At 49.0% G+C, this 23,795-nt stretch carries 22 protein-coding genes; 19 read left to right on the top strand and 3 right to left on the bottom strand.

The genetic code is table 11. The features are described from left to right. The first annotated feature begins 168 nt into the window (after nucleotides 1-168). The 3 genes from NMD08_RS16455 (at nucleotide 169) to rutR (ending at nucleotide 2,115) form a co-directional block, all read left to right on the top strand. Nucleotides 169-342: a general stress protein gene (locus NMD08_RS16455; RefSeq protein WP_003036022.1), complete on the top strand. Its 174-nt coding sequence runs from the start codon at nucleotides 169-171 to the stop codon at nucleotides 340-342. 161 nt (nucleotides 343-503) lie between these two features. Further along, nucleotides 504-1,418, top strand: coding sequence for a DMT family transporter (locus NMD08_RS16450; protein ID WP_187259687.1), 915 nt, complete (start codon nucleotides 504-506; stop codon nucleotides 1,416-1,418). A gap of 58 nt (nucleotides 1,419-1,476) precedes the next feature. Further along, nucleotides 1,477-2,115, top strand: a complete 639-nt coding sequence (gene rutR / locus NMD08_RS16445) for an HTH-type transcriptional regulator RutR (protein WP_151217983.1) — start codon at nucleotides 1,477-1,479, stop codon at nucleotides 2,113-2,115. On the opposite strand, the gene NMD08_RS16440 is transcribed toward rutR, so the two are convergent. After that, nucleotides 2,112-2,507, bottom strand: coding sequence for a lysozyme inhibitor LprI family protein (locus NMD08_RS16440; protein ID WP_370618584.1), 396 nt, complete (start codon nucleotides 2,505-2,507; stop codon nucleotides 2,112-2,114). The two genes, rutR and NMD08_RS16440, sit on opposite strands and share 4 nt — an antisense overlap. A 58-nt stretch (nucleotides 2,508-2,565) precedes the next feature. Beyond that, nucleotides 2,566-6,528: a trifunctional transcriptional regulator/proline dehydrogenase/L-glutamate gamma-semialdehyde dehydrogenase gene (gene putA / locus NMD08_RS16435; RefSeq protein ID WP_151217985.1), complete on the bottom strand. Its 3,963-nt coding sequence runs from the start codon at nucleotides 6,526-6,528 to the stop codon at nucleotides 2,566-2,568. Between the two features lie 421 nt (nucleotides 6,529-6,949). On the opposite strand from putA, the gene putP reads away from it, so the two are divergent. From putP to phoH, 5 genes are all read left to right on the top strand, one after another. Beyond that, the gene (putP, locus tag NMD08_RS16430) at nucleotides 6,950-8,458 is read left to right on the top strand and encodes a sodium/proline symporter PutP (RefSeq protein WP_278238791.1); all 1,509 of its coding nucleotides are present in this window, start codon (nucleotides 6,950-6,952) and stop codon (nucleotides 8,456-8,458) included. Nucleotides 8,459-8,670: 212 nt separating this feature from the next. After that, entirely contained in the window at nucleotides 8,671-9,504 is an 834-nt protein-coding gene (efeU, locus tag NMD08_RS16425) for an iron uptake transporter permease EfeU (RefSeq protein WP_278238792.1), read from the top strand. 57 nt (nucleotides 9,505-9,561) lie between these two features. After that, nucleotides 9,562-10,689, top strand: coding sequence for an iron uptake system protein EfeO (gene efeO, locus NMD08_RS16420; protein WP_252838117.1), 1,128 nt, complete (start codon nucleotides 9,562-9,564; stop codon nucleotides 10,687-10,689). A 5-nt stretch (nucleotides 10,690-10,694) separates the two neighbouring features. Next, nucleotides 10,695-11,978, top strand: coding sequence for an iron uptake transporter deferrochelatase/peroxidase subunit (gene efeB, locus NMD08_RS16415; protein WP_370618581.1), 1,284 nt, complete (start codon nucleotides 10,695-10,697; stop codon nucleotides 11,976-11,978). Between the two features lie 521 nt (nucleotides 11,979-12,499). Next, nucleotides 12,500-13,288, top strand: coding sequence for a phosphate starvation-inducible protein PhoH (gene phoH / locus NMD08_RS16410; RefSeq protein ID WP_003036052.1), 789 nt, complete (start codon nucleotides 12,500-12,502; stop codon nucleotides 13,286-13,288). Between the two features lie 55 nt (nucleotides 13,289-13,343). On the opposite strand, the gene NMD08_RS16405 is transcribed toward phoH, so the two are convergent. Next, on the bottom strand, nucleotides 13,344-13,637 hold the full coding sequence (locus tag NMD08_RS16405; protein WP_151217989.1) for a YciI family protein: 294 nt from the start codon (nucleotides 13,635-13,637) through the stop codon (nucleotides 13,344-13,346). A 38-nt stretch (nucleotides 13,638-13,675) separates the two neighbouring features. Here NMD08_RS16405 and NMD08_RS16400 point away from each other — a divergent pair, with 38 nt between their 5' ends. The 11 genes from NMD08_RS16400 (at nucleotide 13,676) to NMD08_RS16350 (ending at nucleotide 23,786) form a co-directional block, all read left to right on the top strand. Further along, complete coding sequence (locus NMD08_RS16400; RefSeq protein WP_370618579.1) at nucleotides 13,676-13,984, top strand: hypothetical protein; 309 nt, start codon at nucleotides 13,676-13,678, stop codon at nucleotides 13,982-13,984. Between the two features lie 383 nt (nucleotides 13,985-14,367). Further along, nucleotides 14,368-14,910: a fimbrial protein gene (locus NMD08_RS16395; RefSeq protein ID WP_151217990.1), complete on the top strand. Its 543-nt coding sequence runs from the start codon at nucleotides 14,368-14,370 to the stop codon at nucleotides 14,908-14,910. Nucleotides 14,911-14,975: 65 nt separating this feature from the next. Then, entirely contained in the window at nucleotides 14,976-15,533 is a 558-nt protein-coding gene (locus tag NMD08_RS16390) for a fimbrial protein (RefSeq protein WP_187259681.1), read from the top strand. A 52-nt stretch (nucleotides 15,534-15,585) separates the two neighbouring features. Next, nucleotides 15,586-18,021: a fimbria/pilus outer membrane usher protein gene (locus NMD08_RS16385; protein ID WP_187259680.1), complete on the top strand. Its 2,436-nt coding sequence runs from the start codon at nucleotides 15,586-15,588 to the stop codon at nucleotides 18,019-18,021. A 16-nt stretch (nucleotides 18,022-18,037) separates the two neighbouring features. After that, nucleotides 18,038-18,784 carry a fimbria/pilus periplasmic chaperone gene (locus NMD08_RS16380; RefSeq protein WP_151217995.1) on the top strand — a complete coding sequence of 249 codons (747 nt, stop codon included), beginning with the start codon at nucleotides 18,038-18,040 and terminating at the stop codon, nucleotides 18,782-18,784. Between the two features lie 49 nt (nucleotides 18,785-18,833). Then, a complete protein-coding gene (locus tag NMD08_RS16375; protein WP_151217996.1) occupies nucleotides 18,834-19,430 on the top strand; it encodes a fimbrial protein in 597 nt (198 codons plus the stop codon). A 44-nt stretch (nucleotides 19,431-19,474) separates the two neighbouring features. Further along, on the top strand, nucleotides 19,475-19,981 hold the full coding sequence (locus NMD08_RS16370) for a fimbrial protein (RefSeq protein WP_187259678.1): 507 nt from the start codon (nucleotides 19,475-19,477) through the stop codon (nucleotides 19,979-19,981). A gap of 59 nt (nucleotides 19,982-20,040) precedes the next feature. Continuing rightward, a complete protein-coding gene (locus NMD08_RS16365; RefSeq protein ID WP_187259677.1) occupies nucleotides 20,041-20,502 on the top strand; it encodes a fimbrial protein in 462 nt (153 codons plus the stop codon). Nucleotides 20,503-20,511: 9 nt separating this feature from the next. Then, nucleotides 20,512-21,063, top strand: coding sequence for a fimbrial protein (locus NMD08_RS16360; protein WP_247604985.1), 552 nt, complete (start codon nucleotides 20,512-20,514; stop codon nucleotides 21,061-21,063). Nucleotides 21,064-21,070: 7 nt separating this feature from the next. Then, on the top strand, nucleotides 21,071-22,681 hold the full coding sequence (locus NMD08_RS16355; protein WP_370618576.1) for a Wzy polymerase domain-containing protein: 1,611 nt from the start codon (nucleotides 21,071-21,073) through the stop codon (nucleotides 22,679-22,681). Between the two features lie 127 nt (nucleotides 22,682-22,808). Beyond that, nucleotides 22,809-23,786, top strand: coding sequence for a fimbrial protein (locus NMD08_RS16350; protein WP_370618574.1), 978 nt, complete (start codon nucleotides 22,809-22,811; stop codon nucleotides 23,784-23,786). Nucleotides 23,787-23,795 lie beyond the last annotated feature (9 nt).

Here is a 23,795-nt window from a genome sequence, read left to right as displayed (position 1 = left end):
TCGCCACTTATCCTGTTGCAGAATATTACAGCCAGCCATTGTTCAGGCCATGCTTCACTATGCTTAATCCCACGCAGTTATTTTCAGGGCATCGCCCATAACGCTGCGTGAGGTATCACTCCTCAGTACCTATGCAATATGATGTCTAAACAATGACGGAGGTCAGTAATGGCAAACCATCGGGGCGGTTCCGGTAACTTTGCGGAAGACCGCGAAAGAGCATCAGAAGCAGGTCGAAAAGGTGGCCAGCACAGCGGGGGCAACTTTAAGAATGACCCGCAACGCGCTTCAGAGGCAGGCAAAAAAGGGGGCAAAAATAGCCACGGCAACAACAAATCGTAATTGCCAGGTTATCTGTCAGATATAGCGTGACGGCTGAGGATCAGAGTCAGACGTTACGAAGCCACCGCCGCCGGGTTTTTCCGGCGGTTTTTTTTATCTGCAAGGTTGAACTGTAACAAAACGCAACGCAGACTAACGATATTCAGTTAATCGGGTGTCTCATGTCATTACTTTCTCGTTATTCCTTCTCTGTTAAACCTCAGGAAGCGATCCTTATTGTGATCACCATGTTCTGGGGTGGCACGTTTCTGGCGGTGCAATATGCCGTTACCCTGAGCGGACCTTTTTTCTTTGTTGGCGTACGTTTTGCCACCGCTGCGCTGGCGGTCGCGCTTTTGTCGTTACGCACATTGCATCAGCTAACGTGGCTGGAATTCAAAGCAGGGGTGGCAATCGGTATCGCCATTGCGCTGGGCTATAGTCTGCAAACCTGGGGACTACAGTTTATTCCCAGCAGTAAATCGGCGTTTATTACTGCGATGTACGTGCCGTTGGTACCGCTTTTACAATGGTTGTGTCTGGGACGTATGCCCGGACTGATGCCGTGTATCGGTATTGTTCTGGCCTTTATCGGGTTGATTTTCCTTGCCGGGCCGGGAGGCAATGTGTTGGCTTTAGGCGAAGGGGAGTGGATAACGCTCGCTGGCGCGGTGGCGATTGCGGCGGAAATTATCCTGATTAGCGCGTGGGCGGGAAAAGTGGATGTGCGGCGGGTAACGGTGGTACAACTGGCAACTGCTTCTATCGTGGCGTTTATTGCGATGGCCCCTGCCGGAGAGTCCGTACCGTCGATGTCTACCGGATTGCTGGTTGTGGCGTTGGGGCTGGGGATTTTCAGTGCGATTATCCAGGTTACCATGAACTGGGCGCAGCGCAGCGTTTCGCCGACGCGCGCGACGGTCATTTATACCGGCGAGCCGGTATGGGCAGGGATCTTTGGTCGTCTGGCGGGGGAACGCTTACCGCTCCTGGCTTTGCTCGGCGCGGCCTTCATTATTGTTGGCGTGCTGGTCAGTGAACTAAAGTTCAAAAAGAAAAAAACGGTGGTACAAGAGGTACCGCCGGAGTCGCTTTAATTTAACCATTCACCGCGTGATTTGGTATGCTGACGCCCTCACAAGAAGGAGAGGGCGCATGGTTCAACGCGCAGAGAAAAAAACAGGTAAGCGCTCGCAGGCCGTCAGTGCAAAACGCCAGGCCATATTAACCGCGGCATTAAATATCTTCTCCCAATATGGGATCCACGGCACGCGCCTCGAACAGGTCGCTGAGCAGGCGGGGGTGTCAAAAACCAATCTGCTTTATTACTACTCGTCAAAAGAGGTGCTTTATATTGCCGTTTTACGGCAAATCCTCGACATCTGGCTGGCACCGTTGAAGGCGTTTCGCGAAGACTTTGCGCCGCTGGTGGCCATCAAAGAATATATTCGTCTTAAGCTGGAAGTGTCCCGGGATTACCCTCAGGCGTCACGGCTGTTTTGTATGGAGATGCTGGCAGGCGCACCGTTGTTGATGGCTGAATTAACGGGCGATCTCAAAACGCTGATTGATGAGAAGTCCGCGCTGATCGCCGGGTGGATTAAAAGCGGGAAGCTGGCGCCGGTCGATCCGCACCATCTGATTTTTATGATTTGGGCATCAACCCAGCATTACGCCGATTTTGCTCCACAGGTGGAGGCGGTGACGGGCGCAACGCTGCGTGATGAAGCCTTTTTTAACCAAACCGTTGAGAGCGTGCAGCGGATGATTATTGAAGGGATCCGCGTGCGTTAACCGGCCGGCGGTAACGGACAGCTTAAATCACCTTCTTCGCACTGTAAGAGCGAGGCGAGAAACGCTTCGCGCTCGTTGGTTTTATCCGTCAGGCACTGGCTGGATATCATCGCCTGGACACTGCCGCCTTCGGTACCGGAACTGATTAACGCACAGTCCGCATCGCACAAGGTTATCCATGCGTTTTGCGCTTTTTTCAGTAAATCGCGCTGAGTTGGGGCGGCGCGCTTCAGCGCATTCTGATAGGTTTCATTCAGTTTGGCATCTGCCGTCTTAAACTGTTCTGCCGCACAGGTGTTCATTTCAATTTGCGTGTTCGCGCTGGCGCAGTCATCCGCCAGTACCTGGCCGCTAAGCAGCAGCGCTGCACATGTCAGTAAAATTCGTTTCATGTTTCCCTCTGACTTTACAAAAAAGGCCCCGTTACCGGAGCCTTAATTAACCACAACCTTAACCGATTGTCATCAGGCTGGCGTTCCCCCCGGCAGCGGCGGTATTGACGCTCAGGGAGCGCTCAATGTACAGCCTCTCCAGCAGAATATTGCTTTCGCCGCGGGCAAAGCCCTGGACCGAGACAATCGCCCCTTCGCGGGCCGCCACCGCTTCGCACAATGCGCGAAGCTGATCGGAATCACCGTGGAAAATAACGGCATCAAACGGCTGCGAGGTGATGTTGTCTGCTTTGGCAAACTGAATGCGCCCGGAAACCTCAGTTGGCAGGCATTTTGCCAGGTCGCGATGGAATGCATCATCAGGCCACAGGATTAAGCTACCTACGGAAGCCACGGCGGCAACCTGTACCAGTGCATCTTGTTCGTCATCGGCAATACATAGCACGCGTTCGCGCGGCAACAGCGTCCAGGTATTGCGCTCGCCGGTGGGGCCTGGCAGCAGACGTTGGGTACCGGCTTGCGCCAGTTCGCCAAACTGCTGGCAGAGCGCACGCAGCGATGGACGATCGGTTGCCCATTCACTGAGCGCTTCCAGCGGCTGAATGAGTGCAGTTTTTAGCTGCGCATCAACCGGGTAGTCTGCATCCTGACGCGCAAGCGTGATGCCTAACGCATTTTCCGGACGGTTAGCCAGCAGGCGATACAGATACAGCGGTCCACCTGCTTTTGGCCCGGTTCCTGACAAGCCTTCGCCGCCGAATGGCTGCACGCCGACGACGGCACCGACCATATTGCGGTTAACGTACAAGTTACCCACATGTGCCGATCCCGTGACCTGGGCAATGGTTTCATCGATACGGGTGTGCACACCCAACGTCAGGCCGTAGCCGGAGGCATTAATTTGCTCAATGAGGCTGCCCAGATTGTTACGGGTGAAACGCACGACATGCAGTACCGGGCCGAACACCTCTTTTTGTAATTCGTCGAAGCTTTCCAGCTCGATAAGCGTTGGCGCGATAAAGGTACCGGTTTGCCATTCACGGGCATCGTCGCTGTTTTCACGCACGGCCTGGAATACCGGACGTCCTTTGGCGCGCATAGTCTGAATGTGGCGCTCAATATTGCTTTTCGCTTCTTCATCGATAACCGGCCCGATATCGGTCGTCAGGCGGCCCGGGTTGCCCATGCGGCATTCCGCCATCGCGCCGCGCAGCATTTTCAGCGTGTGGTCGGCCACATCATCCTGCAGACACAGGACGCGCAGCGCGGAGCAGCGCTGTCCGGCACTGTCAAATGCAGAGGCCAGGACGTCGACCACGACCTGTTCCGTCAGGGCGGAGGAGTCGACAATCATTGCGTTCATCCCACCCGTTTCGGCGATAAGTGGGATTGGGCGCCCCTGAGCATCAAGGCGGGTTGCGATATTGCGTTGTAACAGCGTGGCGACTTCTGTGGAGCCGGTAAACATCACGCCGCGAACGCGCTCATCGGAAGTGAGCTGCGCCCCAACGGTTTCACCCTGACCGGGCAACAGTTGCACCACGCCCGGAGGGACTCCCGCTTCAAGCAAGATTGCGATGCCCTGAGCGGCAATCAGCGGGGTTTGTTCTGCCGGTTTCGCCAGCACGCTATTGCCCGCTGCCAGCGCGGCGGCAATCTGTCCGGTGAAAATAGCCAGCGGGAAGTTCCATGGGCTGATACAGACCACCGGGCCTAATGGACGATGAGTTTCATTATCAAAGTCATCGCGGACCTGGCCGGCATAATAGTGCAGGAAGTCGACCGCTTCGCGTACTTCCGCAATGGCGTTGCTGAAGGTTTTACCTGCTTCACGCACCAGGATGCCAATCAACTGCTGCATCTGACCTTCCATCAGCACGGCGGCGCGATGCAAAATAGCGGCGCGCTCCTGGGGCGGCGTGGCGAACCAGATCGGCGCGTTATTTACCGCGTTCTGCAACGCCAGTTCCACTTCGCTGTGTGTCGCTTCACGCACGTAACCGACAATGTCTTTCGGTTCAGCCGGGTTGACGACTGGCGTCATTTCACCGTCAGCGACCGGTTGTTCGAGCATTGGTTTGGCGTGCCATTTTTGTAGCGCGCTGTTGAGCAGGGCAGAAGACAGCGAGGCCAGACGATGTTCGTTAGCTAAATCCAGTCCGCCTGAGTTTTCCCTGCCTTTACCGTACAGGTCTCGCGGCAGGGCAATCTTCGGATGCGGCAGCCCGGCCTGACCTTCCTGCTGTGCCAGTTTTTCAACGGCTTCGACAGGATCAGCAACCAGTTCATCCAGCGGCAGGGTGGTGTCTGCAATACGGTTGACGAATGAGGTGTTGGCGCCGTTTTCCAGCAGACGACGCACCAGGTACGCCAGCAGCGTTTCGTGCGTGCCGACCGGCGCATAAATGCGGCATGGACGGTTCAACTTGCCATCAGCGACTTTGCCGGTGACCTGCTCATATAGCGGCTCACCCATGCCGTGCAGGCACTGGAACTCGTACTGCCCTGGGTAGTAGTTTTGACCCGCTAACTGATAAATGGCCGCCAGCGTATGGGCGTTGTGGGTGGCAAACTGTGGGTAGATCAGGTTGGGGACGGCCAGCAGTTTTTTCGCACAGGCCAGATAGGAGACGTCGGTGTACACCTTACGGGTGTAGACCGGATACCCCTCAAGACCGTCCATCTGAGCGCGTTTGATTTCGCTATCCCAGTACGCGCCTTTGACCAGGCGGATCATCAGTCGGCGGCGGCTGCGTGTAGCCAGATCAATGAGATAATCAATCACATACGGGCAGCGCTTCTGGTAAGCCTGGATTACAAAGCCAATCCCGTTCCAGCCCGCCAGCTCAGGTTCAAAGCACAGTTTTTCCAGCAGATCGAGGGAGATCTCCAGTCGGTCGGCTTCTTCAGCGTCAATGTTAATGCCGATATCGTACTGACGTGCCAGCAGAGTAAGCGATTTCAGTCGAGGATAGAGCTCGTCCATGACGCGGTCATACTGCGCGCGGCTATAACGTGGATGCAGCGCCGACAGTTTGATAGAAATACCTGGTCCTTCATAGATACCACGACCGTTCGAGGCTTTACCAATGGCGTGGATCGCCTGTTGGTATGAAACCATATAAGCCTGAGCATCAGCGGCGGTCAGCGCCGCTTCGCCCAGCATGTCATAAGAGTAGCGGAAGCCTTTTTCTTCCAGTTTACGCGCATTAGCCAGCGCTTCGGCGATGGTCTCCCCGGTGACAAACTGCTCACCCATTAAGCGCATTGCCATATCGACGCCTTTACGCACCAGCGGTTCACCGCTCTTGCCGATAATACGATTCAGTGAGCGTGAGAGACTGGCTTCGTTATGCGTAGAAACCAAACGACCGGTAAACAACAACCCCCAGGTCGCCGCGTTGACGAACAGGGACGGGCTGCGTCCAATGTGCGACTGCCAGTTACCGTTGCTGATTTTGTCGCGGATTAACGCATCGCGGGTTGCCTTATCAGGAATACGCAACAAGGCTTCGGCCAGACACATTAGCGCGACACCTTCCTGCGAAGAAAGAGAGAACTCCTGCAATAAACCCTGTACCATCCCGGCGCGCCCGCTGGCGGTCTTCTGGTTGCGCAGTTTATCGGCCAGGCTGTACGCCAGCTTATGCGCCTGCTCGGCGATGGGCTGCGGCAGGCGAGCCTGCTCCATCAGCATTGGCACTGCGTCGGTTTCGGCACGGCGGTACGCGGCGGTAATTGCTGCGCGTGAAACAGACTGTGGCAGGATCTGTTCGGCGAACTCCAGGAAAGGCTGATACGCTTCATTCTGCAGCGTGGTGGATTCCTCACCCTCATTCGCAGCGCCCGCCAGCAGAGCTGGCAGTTCAGGAAGCGCATCGTCATTTTCCAGTCTTTCGAGATAATTAAAGATGGCTTGCTTAATCAGCCAGTGTGGTGTGCGATCGATTCGTGATGCTGCTGTTTTAATACGCTCGCGAGTGGCGTCATCCAGCTTAACCCCCATCGTGGTGGTTCCCATGCCATTTACTCCTGTTGTACTTAAATACGGGTCTGATAGTTACCGAGAAATATCCACCATGTTGCAACTTTGTGCAACCATGTTAAATGTGACTTGGTTTGCAAGCTTGGAAATGAATGAAATGTTAATAAATATGATCGTTATGCCAGGGACTGAAAAAGTTACTGAATCTTTTTCTCTGCGGTAGTTAACACTTTTAAAAGGTGCAACCGAAAAAAATGTGAGAGAGTGCAACCTACAGAAAAATGCTATCTACTCTGGATTAAATTTGATGTAAATGGTGTGTTAAATCGATTGTGAATAACCATCGCTTCCGGCAGGATACGGTCGCCTGGTAAACATAGATATCTTTGCCACGTTCCGGCAGGGTAATAAAACGGCAAGCCACGGCATTGCTGATACATAATTTTGGAGAGTTTTGATGGCTATTAGCACACCGATGTTAGTGACATTCTGTGTCTATATTTTCGGCATGATATTGATAGGGTTTATTGCATGGCGTTCGACCAAAAACTTTGACGATTACATTCTTGGTGGGCGCAGTCTGGGTCCATTCGTGACCGCGTTATCCGCCGGGGCATCTGACATGAGCGGCTGGCTGCTGATGGGGCTGCCTGGCGCAATTTTCCTGTCGGGGATTTCAGAAAGCTGGATCGCTATCGGTCTTATTTTGGGCGCATGGATCAACTGGAAACTGGTGGCCGGACGTTTACGCGTACACACCGAATACAATAACAATGCACTGACGTTACCGGATTACTTTACCGGACGCTTTGAAGATAAAAGCCGGATTCTGCGTATTATCTCCGCGCTGGTTATTCTGCTGTTTTTCACCATCTATTGTGCTTCCGGTATTGTGGCAGGGGCGCGTCTGTTTGAAAGCACCTTTGGTATGAGCTACGAAACCGCGCTGTGGGCGGGGGCGGCCGCGACTATCATTTACACCTTTATCGGTGGTTTCCTGGCGGTAAGCTGGACCGATACTGTCCAGGCCAGCCTGATGATTTTCGCCCTGCTCCTGACGCCGGTGATGGTTATTATTGGCGTGGGTGGGTTCGATGATTCACTGGAAGTGATTAAACAAAAGAGCATTGAGAACGTGGACATGTTCAAAGGGCTGAATTTTGTTGCCATCATTTCGCTGATGGGCTGGGGTCTGGGCTATTTCGGTCAGCCGCATATTCTGGCGCGCTTTATGGCGGCAGATTCTCATCATAGTATTGTTCATGCTCGCCGTATCAGTATGGCCTGGATGATCCTCTGTCTGGCAGGAGCAGTTGCCGTTGGCTTCTTTGGTATCGCTTACTTTAACAACAATCCGACGTTGGCCGGTGCCGTTAATCAGAACGCCGAGCGCGTGTTTATTGAACTGGCGCAAATCCTGTTCAACCCGTGGATTGCCGGTATTCTGCTGTCTGCGATCCTCGCTGCGGTGATGTCGACGCTGAGCTGCCAGCTGCTGGTATGCTCGAGTGCAATCACTGAAGATTTGTACAAAGCGTTCCTGCGTAAAAATGCCAGCCAGAAAGAGCTGGTTTGGATTGGTCGCATCATGGTGCTGGTCGTGGCGCTGGTATCTATTGCGCTGGCGGCGAACCCGGAGAACCGCGTGCTGGGTCTGGTAAGCTACGCCTGGGCTGGTTTTGGCGCGGCATTTGGTCCGGTGGTTCTGTTCTCTGTAATGTGGTCGCGCATGACCCGTAACGGCGCGTTAGCAGGGATGATCATCGGCGCGGTGACGGTTATCGTCTGGAAACAGTTTGCCTGGTTGGGTCTGTATGAAATCATCCCTGGCTTTATTTTTGGCAGCATCGGGATTGTGATTTTCAGCCTGGTAGGTAAAGCACCTTCAACTGCTATGCAGCAACGTTTTGCCGAGGCTGACGCCCATTATCACTCCGCTCCGCCGTCGCGTTTACAGGCAGAATAATTTATCTCCTGTCCCTGAAGCCCGCCGTGCGCGGGCTTTTTATTGCGCCCCCGCAAACCTGCATAACCATTACCCGCCTAACTGTTTACATTAAGTCATCATTCTCAAAACATTCTGCTTGAGTTTTTCTTTGCTGTAATGATAATCACTATCACTGTAATTTACTTTTCTTTTCATCAATTGACCGAGAATAACGTTTAAGGGTTCTTCGCATGTTTGTTCCATTTCTCATTATGTTGCGCGAAGGGTTAGAGGCCGCGCTGATTGTCAGCCTGATTGCCAGCTACCTGAAACGGACTCAGCGTGGTCGATGGATTGGGGTGATGTGGATTGGTGTTCTGCTGGCGGCGGCATTGTGCCTGGCCTTAGGCGTTTTCATCAACGAAACCACCGGCGAATTTCCGCAAAAAGAACAGGAGCTGTTTGAAGGTATCGTGGCGCTGATTGCCGTAGTGATCCTCACCTGGATGGTGTTCTGGATGCGCAACGTTTCCCGCAACGTCAAAGTCCAGCTTGAACAGGCTGTCGATAACGCGTTGCAACGCAGTAATCATCACGGTTGGGCGCTGGTAATGATGGTCTTTTTTGCTGTTGCCCGTGAAGGACTGGAATCTGTGTTCTTCCTGCTGGCGGCATTCCAGCAGGATGTCGGCATCTGGCCGCCGTTAGGTGCGATTCTGGGGCTGGGCACTGCGGTGGTACTGGGTTACCTGATTTACCTCGGCGGGATCAAACTCAATCTCGGGGCATTCTTCAAATGGACCAGCCTGTTTATTCTGCTGGTGGCTGCCGGTCTTGCCGCTGGAGCCATCCGCGCGTTCCACGAAGCCGGGTTATGGAATCATTTTCAGGATGTGGCGTTCGACATGAGTAGCGTGCTTTCGACGCATTCGCTGTTTGGCACATTAATGGAAGGTATTTTCGGTTATCAGGAAGCGCCAAGCGTCAGTGAAGTCGCCGTTTGGTTTATCTACCTGCTTCCAGCTTTGGTTATGTTTGCACTACCGCCGCGCTCAGGTACTACGGCATCGCGTACCGCACCCTGATAAAAATGCGATGCAGAATATTTTTTAGTTACAACATACTTATTAAAGGGCCAGGTTATGACGCTTCATTTTCGCCGTAGTGCGCTGCAGTTGGGTATTGCTGTGCTGTTTGCATCCGCTTTTTCTGCTCAAGCCGCCGATATTCCGCAGGTAAAAGTCACGGTTAACGACAAACAGTGTGAGCCGATGACCCTCACGGTTAACGCCGGGAAAACGCAATTCATCATCCAGAACCATAGTCAGAAAGCGCTGGAGTGGGAAATTCTTAAAGGCGTCATGGTGGTTGAAGAGCGTGAAAACATTGCGCCAGGCTTTAGCCAGAAAATGACGGCTAATCTGCAGCCTGGCGAATATGAGATGACCTGTGGTCTGTTGACTAACCCGAAAGGCAAACTGATCGTAAAAGGTAGCGCAACGGCGGATGCTGCGCAGAGCGATGCTCTACTGAGCCTGGACGGTGCGATTACCGGATACAAAGCCTATGTGACAGCAGAAACCGCGCAGCTGGTTACGGGGACTAAAGCCTTCACCGATGCGATTAAAGCCGGCGATGTGGAAAAAGCGAAATCGCTGTATGCGCCAACGCGTCAGCATTATGAGCGTATTGAACCGATTGCTGAATTGTTCTCCGATCTCGACGGCAGCATCGATGCCCGTGAAGACGACTACGAGCAAAAAGCCGCTGATCCTAATTTCACCGGTTTCCACCGCCTGGAAAAAGCGCTGTTTGGCGACAATACCACCAAGGGTATGGATAAATACGCCGATCAGTTGAACAGTGACGTTATCGATCTGCAAACGCGCATTAGCGAACTGGCCTTCCCACCGTCAAAAGTGGTTGGCGGGGCAGCCGGTTTGATTGAAGAAGTCGCTGCCAGCAAAATCAGCGGGGAAGAAGATCGCTACAGCCATACCGATCTGTGGGATTTCCAGGCCAACGTCGATGGCGCACAGAAAATTGTCGATCTCCTGCGTCCTCAGTTACAAAAATCCAATGCTGAACTGCTGGCGAAGGTGGATGCGAACTTCAAAAAAGTCGATAGCATTCTGAGTAAGTACCGTACCAAAGACGGTTTTGAAACCTATGACAAACTGACCGATGCCGATCGCAATGCGCTGAAAGGGCCGATCACGACGCTGGCGGAAGACTTGTCGCAATTACGCGGTGTTCTGGGCCTGGATTAAGCACTATGCAGCAAGATTATGAAAACGGCGTGAGCGAACCGTCACGCCGACGTTTACTGAAAGGGATGGGCGCTCTGGGTGGGGCGCTGGCGCTGGCGGGTGGGTGTCCGGTTGCCCACGCGCAAAAACCACAAAGCGCGCCGGGAACGCTGTCCCCTGATGCGCGTAGCGAAGCGCAGCCGTTTTATGGTCAGCATCAGGCTGGGATCCTGACGCCGCAGCAGGCATCAATGATGCTGGTGGCGTTCGATGTGCTCGCCAGCGATAAAGCCGATCTTGAACGTTTGTTCCGGTTACTGACCAGCCGATTTGCGTTTCTGACTACCGGCGGGCCGGCGCCGGATACGCCGAATCCGCGTCTCCCCCCTATGGATTCCGGTATCCTCGGCGCATATATTGCACCAGACAACCTGACGATGACGTTATCAGTCGGCTCCTCGCTATTTGATGAACGTTATGGTCTGAAATCGCAGATGCCGAAAAAGCTGCAAAAAATGACCCGCTTCCCAAATGATTCGCTGGATGCGGCGCTGTGTCATGGTGATTTGCTGCTGCAGATTTGTGCCAACACGCAGGACACCGTCATCCATGCGCTGCGCGATATTATTAAACATACGCCTGATCTCCTCAGCGTACGTTGGAAACGTGAAGGGTTTATTTCCGACCACGCCGCGCGCAGTAAGGGTAAAGAGACCCCGGTCAACTTACTTGGCTTTAAGGACGGCACCGCGAATCCTGACGCTACGAATGCGAAGTTGATGCAAGAGGTCGTGTGGGTGACGGATGGGCAGGGTGAACCCGCGTGGGCGCAAGGTGGGAGTTATCAGGCCGTCAGGCTCATTCAGTTCCGCGTTGAGTTCTGGGATCGTACGCCGCTACAAGAGCAGCAAACGATTTTTGGTCGCGATAAACATACCGGCGCGCCGCTGGGTATGCGGCACGAGCACGATGTGCCTGACTATGCCAACGATCCTGACGGTGAGGTGATTGCGCTCGACAGCCATATCCGTCTGGCAAATCCTCGCACCAAAGAGACTGACTCCAGTTTGATGATGCGCCGTGGCTATAGCTATTCACTCGGCGTGACCAGTTCCGGTCAGCTGGATATGGGACTGTTGTTTGTTTGCTATCAGCACGACCTGGAAAAAGGTTTTTTGACGGTGCAGAAACGTCTGAACGGCGAAGCACTCGAAGAGTATGTCAAACCGATTGGTGGGGGATACTTCTTTGCTTTGCCGGGCGTCAAAACCGCAAACCATTATCTGGGACAGGCCCTGATCGAAGCCTGATGATGATGCCCCGCAGTAAAGCGGGGCTTTTCTGACATCTTCATGAATGAACAAATTATTTTTTATGCTTGGTGCGTGACTGAAATATTTCTGTCATCTGTCTGCAAGAGACTGTCTCTGGTGATAAGATAGACATTAAGTTAACGACAAGTAAAAATATTGTTGCATTGGCAAAAAATTATGATGTACTTATAAGTATTAGCGGTAGTTCCCGGCGGTGATGGTTGTTCACTATGGAGATCGCGAATGGAAAAGTCCTGCATTGGACATGTTTTTCACAATAGCAGCTGTACCCTACGCGGACGTTTCTCTTCCGGTAGCCTCCTCGTCACCGCTAAATCTCTCACTCATTCACTTCTTCTCCTTGTAACTGACACCCTGTACGGTGCGCGTAGCCGTGTGTGGCGTCTTATCCGAAAGCAAGCAATGGCTTACAAGGAAGCCAACCCTCAGATGTTCGTGCGCATAATCGTGCCGCCAACGGCGCGTGTGATGTATACCTACAACTCAAGGTGCTATCCATGGGAAGACAAAAAGCAGTGATCAAAGCTCGTCGTGAAGCAAAACGTGTGCTGAGGCGGGATTCGCGTAGTCATAAACAACGTGAAGATGAGTCGGTCACATCGCTTGTGCAGATGGGCGGCGTAGAAGCGATCGGTATGGCGCGTGATAGTCGCGATGCCACGCCAATCACGGCGCGAAATGAGGCTCAGGCGCACTACCTGAATGCTATCGAGAGTAAACAGCTGATCTTCGCCACCGGTGAAGCCGGGTGTGGTAAAACCTGGATCAGCGCGGCAAAAGCAGCAGAGGCCCTGATCCACAAAGACGTGGACCGGATCATTGTAACCCGTCCAGTTCTGCAAGCTGATGAAGACCTCGGCTTCTTACCTGGAGATGTTTCTGAGAAGTTCGCTCCCTATTTTCGCCCAGTGTATGACGTACTGGTGAAGCGCCTGGGAGCCTCCTTCATGCAATATTGCCTGCGACCTGAGATTGGTAAGGTGGAAATCGCACCGTTCGCCTATATGCGTGGACGTACATTTGAAAATGCAGTGGTCATTCTTGACGAGGCTCAGAACGTTACTGCTGCGCAAATGAAGATGTTTTTAACTCGCCTCGGGGAGAATGTGACGGTGATTGTGAATGGGGATGTGACCCAGTGCGATCTACCTGCGCACGTTCGCTCAGGGCTAAGCGATGCGCTGGCCCGTTTCGAAGAAGATGATATGGTTGGTATAGTTCGTTTCAATAAAGACGATTGCGTCCGTTCGGCGCTCTGTCAGCGGACGCTCAACGCTTACAACTGATAAGTACTCCGTCTCCAGAGCCCGGGAAACCGGGCTTTGTTATTTGTTAACGGTATTACAGAATATCTTTTATAGCTGCCGTCGTCATTGTTGCTTCAAATGGGATCAGCTCAACTTTTGCGATACCTGACTGTTGGAAGGGATCCTGGTTGAGGTAGTTTTTAAGTTTTTCAGTATCATCACATTTTGCCAATATCACGCCACCAGAACGTGGGATTTTTGGACCTGAAGTCAGGAATAAACCCTCGGCATAACCCTTTTTCAGCCACTCGACGTGTGCAGGAAGTAGGCTATCAACTTCATTTAACGGTTTGACATAGGTTAAAACGACCACACTAATAACGCTCATTTTATTGTCCATGTATACATGCGGGATACCACGGTAGCATGCGACTCAATAGAGATAGAATATTTATTGGGGTTGCCAGGGGATTTAATGCTATTCCGGACGGATCACATACGAAAAAAAGTCTGTGCTTGCGTACGAGATCTTGTTTAAAGATGGCGGTGAAGGGAACTGCTAAATATGAATACAAAGGTGTGCTATACGGCACGCTGATAGTCAATCCTGATACTTTCCGCCTCCTGGTTCTTCTTGATGACAGCTACAGAAAACAGTTTGCTCAGTTGTCAAAAACACAACTGCTTATCCTGGACTGTCTGAGCATAACACTCACCGGTTGGGATGAAAGGTGAACCAACGAGATATGCTGGTACAGGTTGACACAAAATGAATAGTGGAGCTGATAAATTAATGTTAGGGCATGTTAAGAAATAACGCGTTCACGTTCCTCAGAAGCGAAATATACACAAGTTGTAAAAACTGGCGGCTGTTGTAGATTTTGCGCAGCTGGCGTCCTGAAAATGCAGGGGATTCGCGGCTGTGGAATAAACTCTAATTGAGATAGATTCTTAATTTAATAAATATGGCGATATTAAATGAATTAATGTTTTATATTATAAAACATCATTTTAATGCTCTTGATGTTATTGTTTGATGTGATTGGTATGCAGACGTGAATTTAATCTTGATTAATTCATTTTCTATTTTTAGTTAAAACTAACGGAATATTTCATATATGAAAATTAATAAACTTGTCATTGCTGTGGGAGTAGGTTTGGTAATGGCTTCAGGTAGCGCCTTAGCTTTGCCGGGTGCTGACTCTGGTCATGGTACCGTGACTTTTACGGGGACCATTATTGATGCGCCGTGCTCCATTGCTCCTGACTCTATCGATCAGACTGTTAGTCTGGGACAGATCTCTAACAAGGTGTTGGAAGGTGGCGGCAAGTCAACACCGGTTCCTTTCCAGATCAAACTGGAAGATTGTAATGTCGAATCGCTGACAGATAAAACAGTAACGACAACGTTTGATGGTACTCCGGCCGGTTCTGCAACGGATCTGTTTGCCATTGCAGGTACTGCTTCTGGCGCAGGCGTTGCCGTTACTGCTGACGATGGCGTTCCCGTGACATTAGGTGAAGCGGCCTCAACCACTGGTATTATGAGCGGTGACAACGAGCTGAATTTTGCCGCCTATCTGACCGCGTTGGATGCTTCGAGCGCCATCGTTCCAGGTGACTTCACTTCTGTAGCAAACTTCACTCTGGCTTATAACTAAGTACTGAGTAAACGAAAAGGGGAGCAATCCCCTTTTATCAATTCTGATAAATAAAGGTTAAATGTATGGGGCGGCTTTTTATTATTGATAAGTTTAGCCTGCATTTACCTATTTTATTATTGACGCCAGCTTGGGTGGGTGCGACAGATTTTGGACATGGTAATGTCAATGTCGGTGGTTCGATTGTTGATACTCCTTGTGCTATTGATACCGAAAGCCAGGATCAGACTGTGCTTATGCCGACGATGACGGTTGGTTCTATATTAGGACAAAACAAGAAGAATAAAAAAGATTTTTTTATTAAGTTAATCAACTGCGACACAGTTTCAGTGAGTAAACCAGATCATCAATGGGGATATTATAGTATTACATTCTATGGTGATAATACCAGCCAAACGTACCCTTCGAGATTATTTGATGTAAAAGGTGAGGCAAAGGGAGTTGGGCTGGCGATAAGAACAGTTGCGGGTGAGCAAGCTACTCCAGGGGCTTCCTTTGATAATCACATGATAGCTAAGGGCGAGAACATACTGGCGTACTCCATGTATTTAGAATCAAATGGGCAAAAGATTAAGCGTGGTACTTATAGTGCAGTGATTCGATTCGCCATGAATTATTATTAATATTATGACTCATTATTTTCAATACATTTCCTTTTCAGGTGAAAAATTGTTTATGTTTTTCATTCTGATTATATACTCTAATTGTAGTAATGCAGCGCAAGAACAAATTGAATTTAATACAGATGTCTTGGATGTTGCTGATCGCTCCTCAGTGGATTTGTCGAAGTTTTCTGCTGGTGGTTACATTATGCCAGGCAAATATCCGATGGTTATTCAGATCGGTGAGAGTACCTTGCCTGAGCAGTTGGTTGAATTTTATGCTGAGTCAGATGATAAGAGTTTACCCTGTGTCAATAAAGACATTGTTGATTCTTTAGGATTTAAGAAGAAGTTTCTTAGCGATCTAAAGTGGGTTCGTGATAATCAATGCTTAGATTTGTCTAGCCTCAAGGGATTTAGTGCGAAAGGCGATCTGTCGGCGGGGGCATTATACATTAATGTTCCTCAGGCTTATGTTGAGTATGTGGATGAAAACTGGGAGCCTTCCGCACGTTGGGATGAGGGACTTTCCGGTGTCATGCTTGATTACAACATTAATGCGCAGCGGCAATATATCTATCAGGGCGATAATTCAACGAACGTTAGTGCCAATGGAGTATTAGGGTTGAATGCTGGTCCCTGGCGTCTACGTGCCGACTGGCAGGAACAGTATGAGAAAAGTAAGTTCGTGACGGATTCTCAGTTCGATTTTTCGCGTTTTTATGCCTATCGAGCCTTAAAGGATCTGCAACTGAAGTTGGTTTTGGGAGAGGATTATTTTCGTTCGGATGTATTTGATTCATTTCGTTTTGCAGGGCTAAGTGTGCGCTCGGATGACAGCATGTTACCGCCAGGCCTGCGGGGATATGCGCCGGAGGTGAGAGGGATTGCGCAAAGTAACGCCAAGGTAACGGTGAGCCAAAAGGGTCGGATAATCTATCAAACGCAAGTGGCAGCCGGGCCGTTCCGTATTCAGGATTTGGGAGATACGGTGAACGGTAAGCTCGACGTCAAGGTGCAGGAAGAGGATGGTTCGGTCAATACGTTCCAGGTCGATACTGCCTACGTGCCTTATCTGACTCGTCCGGGAACTGTACGCTATAAATTTGCCTCCGGGCGACCAAGCAACATGGATCATAGTGTTGAAGGTCCATTGTTTGCCTCTACAGAGGCGACCTATGGGGTGAATAATGGTTGGTCAATCTATGGTGGGGGGCTCTTTGCAAAGGATTACGGAATTGGTGCTGTGGGGATTGGCCGCGATTTATTGACTTTCGGGGCAATATCGCTGGATATCTCTCAGTCGAAAGCGCAGGTTAGGGAGTACTCCCTGTCGGGAAGATCGTATCGCATTAACTATTCGAAGACTTTTAGTGATTACGATAGCCAGATAACGTTTGCCGGATATCGCTTTTCCGATAAAGACTTCCTGAGTATGGATCAGTTTATCGATCTGTTACGCGATGATGCTATCTATTCGAGGGGGAGGGAACTTTACACTGTCACATTTAATCAGCAATTAAAAAAACTAAATCTAAACTTTTTTCTTAACTACAGTCGCCAGACTTACTGGGATCGACAGCCCGACAGCACCTACAGTCTGACTGTTTCTCGTTATTTTGATATTGGTAATTTTAAGAATGTGAATGTCAGTTTATCGGCGACGAAGACCAAGAATAATTATCAAAATGATGAGACTTCATATTATCTCGGTATGTCGATTCCTATCGGCGATCGTGGAAGTATAGGCTATAACCTGCAAGAAGATAGAGGCAAGGTATCCACGGGTTTAAGTTATTACAATGCTATTGACGATAATAACTCTTACCAGGTTAGAGCTGGATTAGACAATGGCGATCGCTCGCGGGCGAGCGGTTACTTTCAACATGATGGTGACATGGCTTCAGTCACGGCGTCGGCGGGGTATTACAACCAGAGTTATCGCAGTTTGGGGCTTTCCATGGAGGGGGGGGTGACTGCAACGACACAAGGGATTGCTCTGCATCGCATCAATAGCCCGGGTGATACTCGGATTATGTTGGATACAGGGGTGGCAGGGATCCCGGTACGTGCTGAGTATGGCGGGGTCATCTTTACTAACCGTTTCGGCAAGGCCGTTAGTCCCGATGTCCAGAGTTATTATAAGAATAGTTATTATATCGATTTAAATAAATTACCTGATAACGCCGAGGCTATTGTTTCGCTCAAACAGTCGGCCCTGACGGAAGGTGCTATTGGTTATCAATCCTTTAATGTGTTAGCCGGTAGTAAGGCAATGGCGGTAATCCGCTTTGCCGATGGGAGTTATCCACCGTTCGGCGCGATGGCGAGCAATTTGAAAGATATCTCTACAGGTATGGTCGCGGATAATGGCGTGATATGGCTGGCCGGGATGAACCCTGATGAAACAATGAAAGTTGCCTGGGGGGATGGGAATACATGTGAATTCACCTTGCCGCATGAGATCCCCACCGCGTTTGACACTAAATTACTGTTGTTATGTAAATGATATAGGTTGAATTTTAATGAACTTAAAAAAACAGCTGTCGATGACCTTGATTAGCGTTCTGTATGCACTGTCTGGCTACGCTCATGCGGCAATTGCCCTGGATCGGACGCGCATCGTGTTTAATGGTGACGCTTCATCTATGAGCGTCAATATTCAGAATCATAATAAACAGCTGCCCTATTTAGCGCAGGCATGGGCAGAGGATGCCCAGGGGAAAAAGATCACCTCGCCATTGACTATTCTGCCTCCTTTGCAGCGCGTTGAACCGGGAGCAAAGAGCCAGGTAAAATTGCAGCTGACCAACGAGGCGGCCAGAGGGTTACCTCAAGACAGAGAGAGTCTTTTTTTCTTTAACTTGAGAGAGATTCCACCTAAAAGCAATAAGCCTAATACGTTGCAGATTGCCTTGCAGACAAAAATCAAGATTTTTTATCGACCGAAAGCTATCGTCATTAAGGACTATGGCGATCCTTTTCAAAAGGGGATAACTATTGAGCGCAAGGGGAATAAACTCGTGGTTAATAACCCGACACCTTATAACGTAACTATTGCCTATGCTTCTAATTCGGAGAAGGGAAAAGCGCTTGGCGGGTTTGAGCCCATCATGATTGCACCGAAGTCGAGTGCCGATTATAAGGGAGATGAGAAGGCGTTGGGGAGTACGCCAGTTCTGACGTATATCAATGACTTTGGTGGCCGACCGAAACTGGTGTTTGGCTGTAGCGGAAGCCAGTGTAAAGTCACATCGAATATTAACGGTTAATGTGTGATTGAAACGGCGCGATATTGGTGGCTTTTATCGGTGGAGGCATATGATTAGCTCCTATATAAAGAGACTGTATATTGTACTCGCGTCTCTGATGATCACGGTGAGTGTTAATGCCAGAGCCCTTGACTCGCTGGCCATTGATGGTGAGCATGGGACTTTAAATGTAATTGGTGAGTTAGTCGAAGGGGCATGCTGGATCGATAATGGCTCGGTGTATCAACAAATCGAGCTGGGTGAAGTGAACTTTGCCGAACTGGCTGATGAGAATGCGAATATTCAGCCTCGCCGATTCTTTATCGCCTTGCGTGATTGCATTTATTATTCTGGAGATATGCGTGACGCGCGTAACGGTAATCTGACGACGAACAGCATGCAGCCTATTGTTAAGATCTCATTTGCTACAGTACAAGAACAAGAGCAAAAAAACGTTATCGAGGTCGAAGGCATGGCACAGGGCATCTCTTTACGATTGAGTGACTCGCAATATCGTCCTGTCTATTTGAATGATAATAATAGGCCCTACGTCATCAATTCTATCAATGATAAGCTTATTTATAATGTGCAAGTTGTACGTAATAACCATAAGTTGATCGCCGGACCTTACCGTGCGACGCTTAACTTTAAGTTGGATTACGATTGACGAATTATAAGGCAGGGGGAGGTATTTATTGGAGGGGACGTGCTATGATGTACAGGATGTTTTTATTTATACTGTTATCCAGCGTTACCATTATTGGCAGGGCCGATACGAGAAAGTTAAATTTTTCTACGGGTATTAATATATCGGGGACTGTAATTTCGACCGGAGCTTGTAGTTTTAATAAGACTGAGCTCGATATCAATTTTGGTGACGTATATATTGCTGATTTGGTAGGAGATAGCAACCGTAAAGACATTGGCTATACCCTTAGCTGTACGGGTGACTATGCGTATAGCGATATTCAGTTACATATATCGGGCACTGTGAGTAGTAGTGATAGGTCTCTTTTAGCAACAAATGTACCAGGCGTCGGTATTAAGCTATTTCGTGATAATATTCAACTTAAGCCAGATGAAATAATTTCACTCGGTGACGATCCATCCATAGCACCTAAATTAAGGGCTGCGGTAGTTATTGGTGATGCCGATGTTTCTAAGTTAAATGGTGTGAGGTTTTTTACCTCTGCAACCTTGACTGTGGCATTTAATTAAGTGAAGGGGGCGTTTTAATGAGGACGTTGATGCTTTGTTTAGGCCTGTGGATATTAATAATGCCAGTTAGTCAAGCAATAACTTCTGATAATCATCTAACAGGTGATACGACTAATTTAAGATTCTATGGGGTATTAAAAAGAAAACCATGCCATATTAATGGTGACAGTTTGATAAATATCGATTTTGGAAAAGTAAGGATCAAAAAAATAGATGGATTAAATTATAAACAAAAAATCCCTTACTCCATCACATGCGAAGAGTATTCTCCAGAGTTAAAGCTGACTCTGGCGATTAATGGAGCCAGTTATTTCGAGAAGTCCGTGCTAACGACAACGGTAGATGGGTTAGGCTTAAAATTACTTGCTAACGGTGCAGACTTTGAAATGAATAAACCGGTTCAGATTAATTTCGATTCGGGAAGTCTAATCCTTGAGGCGGTTCCCGTGCAGAAACCAGGTGCAACGCTACCTGAGAAAGCTTTTAGCGCCACGGCGACGCTACTCGCAGAGTATTTATAAGGGGGAGACATGAGTATTAGAATCAGTTTGCTTATGTTGATTTGTTTAATAGATATGGCGGGAATACATTCGGCTCAGGCAGATGATAACTTAAAGTTTAGTGGTTTTTTAGTTATGGATCCATGTGAACTGGACCCAGATACCTCTGATGTTGAGGTATCTTTTGGAACCATTGTCGACAAGTATTTGTATTTGAACCAGAGAACGCATAGCCAACAATTTGTTATTAATTTAAAAGATTGTGATATTGACTCTGGAAACATCGTACAGATGACGTTTAGCGGTACACCGAGCACAGAATTACCTGGTTATATTGTTCCATCGTCCGGTGAGAAGACGGGTATCGCCGTGGGTATGGAGCGCGTCGTCAATGACGGTTCTGGCCCAATCGTACAGTTATTACCCTTTAATGAGGCTATGCCGACCTCGCCACTGTTTAATGGTACGACGACGTTGAGATTTCGTGCTTTTATACAGGGAATACCTAGCGCGATTGCCTCGCATAGTATTGTTCGCGGTAACTTTAGCGCCGTAGCAACCTTTACTATCGAGTACCCCTGAGGCTGGTATGACGATTAATCTACTGCGAGGCTATACCTATAAGAATGCAATATGCCTACTGATTGCATTGTACTTCCTGGTTCTGATGCATATCTATTTACCAAACCGAGGCGGAAATGGCCTGAATCTTCCTCTCAATATCTTTGCATGGTTGTGGATCTGTATGTTGATGTGCGTAATTGCGTTCAGTGGCAATCGAGGCCGCTTTATCTATCCGCGTTACATCAGCGCTATGGTTTTGGGGGGCTTTCTGCTGACGGTTCCCCTGTTTTGGGCCAGCCGCGCAGGCATGATGAATGCTGTCTGGCGAGTAATGGCATTATGGGGTGGGCTGTTTATTTACGTCCTGCTATACCAATTGAGATTATGTTTCACGCAAAAGATCAGGGTAATGTGGGCGATCTTCGGCGCTACCGTGATTGAAGCGGTTGTCTCCTTATGGCAGATCGGTCAATTGCTGATGGGAGCGGGAAGCCGCCCCGGCGGAATTTTTCAACAAGTTAACGTACTGGCTTCTTTTCTTGCGACGGGGCTGGCCATCTCTTTTATCCTCTATTCGATGAGTAAGCCAGCTTGGGTGAGGGCTTTCCTGGCACTTAGCCAGATTATGATATCTCTGATTTTGGTGATGTTGTCATCGCGAGTCGGCTGGTTGGCGGGGATAGTGGTCTATACACTGTATTTAGGCCGTTATCTGACCAGACGGCACGATACGGTTGCTGCTGTCTTGTTGTACCCTTTGCTCGGCGCGGGAGTGGGCATCGGGATCATGTATGCCGTGCAACAAGGTTGGTGGGTTTTGGACGGCTTATTGGTTGATAAGCAGATGTCGAGCCACTTGCGATGGATCCTTTTGATTGCCACTTGGTCAATGATAAAGGCCCATTTACTCACCGGGGTGGGATATGGTGAATACGCCTATACCTTATTACGTACCCTCTCTGCACCCCAGGCGCAAGAGGCCTGGCGGGTGACACACCCGCATAATGAAATTCTATATTGGTGGGTTGAAGGAGGAATATTAGCACTTGTTGGGATCGGTTGTATCATCTATGGGATTCTGCGTCAGGCGACCACACCTAAATGTAATGAGAATTACTTATGGCTATATGTGATGATTCCCATTGCCTTGCATACAATGACCGAGTTTCCCTTTTATCTGTCAATGCCGCATTTATTTATTTCTTTGCTGTGCATCTCTTTCTTGCGTGATGATGGAAGACCTATTCTCAGGGGGCGCGCACGTCTGCTTAGAATAACTTTTGGCGTTGTTTTTTTTCTTTTTGCTGCGATTTTTATCTTTATGCTACAGGCTAATTTCTATTTATATCAGTTTGAGCGTAGTGGGATGAAGAATAAAGACTATCTGGCACGAATCGATATGCCCATGCTTCAATGGGAGCGCTATCAGTTCGATCGACATATCAGTATGTTGTTGAGTTATAATACTACGCGAAATGATCAATTACTAATCGAGTTTGAGCGTTGGGCCCGTGACTATAGCGACCGAAATAACGATCGAAACGTCTGTTGGACGAGGGTGAATATTGCGAAGCATTTTCGATTGGCAGATAAATATTCCGCACTGAAAAGAGAGTGTACTGTACTTTATCCTTAGCGAGGGTCATAAACTATGTTTTTCAACACTATTTATGAGAAAAGTATATTTTATTTCCAGGATAGATTTGCATTAACTGAGTTTTAATATATTACTTAACAATTTTGTTCTTGTGGAGGGGCTATAGGTGATTAAATCATTGGTATATATTTTTTTCGTGGTTGTGACTTTAGTCACACCCCCAGTATCTGCAAGTTTTTTTTATGGTAAGCCGGGTGATGCGGGGTGTGGGAGCACCTCTGGAATTGCTTGTGTTAAAAGAGGTCCAGCTAATAATTATGTCACTGCCGTACCACATGTATTCGATGTAGTAATGAATGGTAATCCTGCTGTTTGGGCTAAATCAAACGCAATTAAAATTACACTTGGTGTTCGTCAAAGTTCAGTGGGTACCAATACGTATACGGACTCAAATAAGTATACGTGGCTGACTGCATACCATGATTTGTCTAAGTCCGCGGGGCCGCTTAAACCCATGAAATGGGTTAATATAGATCAAACCGATCCCGGTTACTTAGCTCAGGGCATCGCTTATTATTACCCTCAGCTCGGTTCTACGATTACTACGGGTGTGGGTAATGTTTATTGCGTGGGTTTATTCTATAGCACTGGTTCTGGTAATCCCACGGGTATTTCTGGTTTAGTGGAAGGCTTTGGTTGTAAGAGTGATATGGGGGGCTCAGAAAGTAAACCTCCGATCGAAAAATGTGTAGCGACTAGTACGCTGAATATTGATTTTGGTGAGGTTGATAGAGCCGGTATAACGAATACTGGAGCCTACGAAAAATCTGTTAAATTGAGTATTAACTGTAGTGGGGTCTCCGTGCTTCCCGTTCATACTTTTCAGGCCAAATTAAGTGGTACAGGAGTAACATGGGCTGGTGGACAGCTTAAGACTTCCAACCCCGCACTTGGTGTGAAGTTTAATATTGCGGGCAAGGACGTCAATGCAAATTCTTCACCCTTCGATCTTGGGTCAACAAGCGGTGGGGTGCTAAATGTGACAGTAAAGGCGGCCTTAGCCAAGAATCCAAGCGTAATTACACGTGATATTGCTACCGGTAGTTTTAACGCGAATGCGACATTAATTATTGAAGAAAAATAATTGTTTCAT

This window comes from Citrobacter meridianamericanus, assembly GCF_041320245.1.
In the GTDB taxonomy this organism is placed as follows: Bacteria; Pseudomonadota; Gammaproteobacteria; order Enterobacterales; family Enterobacteriaceae; genus Citrobacter; species Citrobacter meridianamericanus.
The sequence above is the reverse complement of the archived record's forward strand: the minus strand, read 5'-3'. Positions and strand labels throughout refer to the sequence as shown.